The organism is Blastococcus aggregatus, from assembly GCF_900221005.1.
Classification (GTDB): domain Bacteria; phylum Actinomycetota; class Actinomycetes; order Mycobacteriales; family Geodermatophilaceae; genus Blastococcus; species Blastococcus aggregatus.
The window spans coordinates 1-1,279 of the sequence record NZ_OBQI01000013.1 but is presented as its reverse complement, the minus strand read 5'-3'; the positions used below and the strand labels follow the sequence as shown (position 1 = coordinate 1,279).

The 1,279-nt window shown below is 67.6% G+C and carries 1 protein-coding gene; it reads right to left on the bottom strand.

The window, feature by feature from the left end; translation table 11 throughout:
- Positions 1-32 precede the first annotated feature (32 nt).
- A protein-coding gene (locus tag CRP29_RS22200; protein WP_097197254.1) for an IS3 family transposase occupies positions 33-1,210 on the bottom strand; the annotation gives its coding sequence in 2 pieces (ribosomal slippage) (positions 33-923 and positions 926-1,210; 1,176 coding nt in all).
- Positions 1,211-1,279: the final 69 nt, after the last annotated feature.

Here is a 1,279-nt window from a genome sequence, read left to right as displayed (position 1 = left end):
GGGACTGCTGCACGGATCGGTGACAGGTTGGGTCAGGCGGCCTGAGCTGCCATTGTGGGTGTGATGGTCTCGTACTCGATGGGCGTGAGTCGACCGAGGCCGGCTTGCCGGCGTCGGCGGTGGTAGGTGCGTTCGATCCAGGTGACGATCTCGATGCGCAGCTGTTGGCGGGTAGCCCATGAGCGGCGGTCGAGGACGTTCTTCTGCAGGAGCGAGAAGAACGACTCCATGGCGGCGTTGTCCCCGGCTGCGCCGACGCGGCCCATCGATCCGGTCAGCTGATGCCGGTTGAGGGCGTGGACGAACTTCCGGCTGCGGAACTGCGACCCTCGGTCAGAATGGACGATGCAGCCGGCCACCTCGGCCCCGTCGGCGGCCCGCCGAGCAACGGCATTCTCGACCGCGGTGACGGCGAGGCGGGACTTCATCCGCGCATCGATGGAGTAGCCGACGATCCGGTTGGAGTGCACGTCTTTGACCGCGCAGAGATAGACCTTGCCCTCGGCGGTCCAGTGCTCGGTGATGTCGGTCAACCACAGCTGGTTGGGCGCAGAAGCGGTGAACACCCGGTTGACCCGGTCGTCATGCACCGGCGGCCCGGGTCGGACGCCCTTGCCCCGGCGCGGCTTGCCGAACACGCTCCACCACCGGTTGGCCGCGCAGATCGCCCAGGCGGTGCGCGTGGCCATCGGCTGCCCGCTCGCGGCGGCCTCGTCGACGAGGAATCGGTAGCCGAACTCCGGATCGTCCCGGTGGGCGTCGAACAGGGCGTTTGCCCGGTAGGCCCGGGCCAGGTCGCTGGTCCTGACGGGGTTGGCCAGCCAGCGGTAGTAGGGCTGGCGGGCGATCTTGAGAACCCGGCACGTCACCGCGACGGGGATCCCGTCGACGGCGAGCTCACGGACGAGCGGGTAGATCATTTTCCCGGCAGGTTCGCCTGAGACAGGTAGGCCGCCGCTCGGCGCAGAACCTCGTTCTCCTGCTCGAGCAGCCGGATCCGCTTGCGGGCCTCACGCAGGTCGGCGTTCTCCGCCGCAGTGGTTCCGGGCTTCACACCTTCCTCGACGTCGGCGGCTTTCATCCAGTTCGTCAGGCACGACTCGCTGATCCCGAAGTCGGCCGCGATCTGCTTCAGATGCTGACCCGGCTCACGGTTGCGGGCGACGCTCACGACGTCGTCTCGGAACTCCTGGGGGTAGGGCTTGGGCACGGTGAACATCCTTCCAGCGGCACCCCTTGGCACCACAGATCAGATGTCACCTACTCGTGCAGCAGTCCC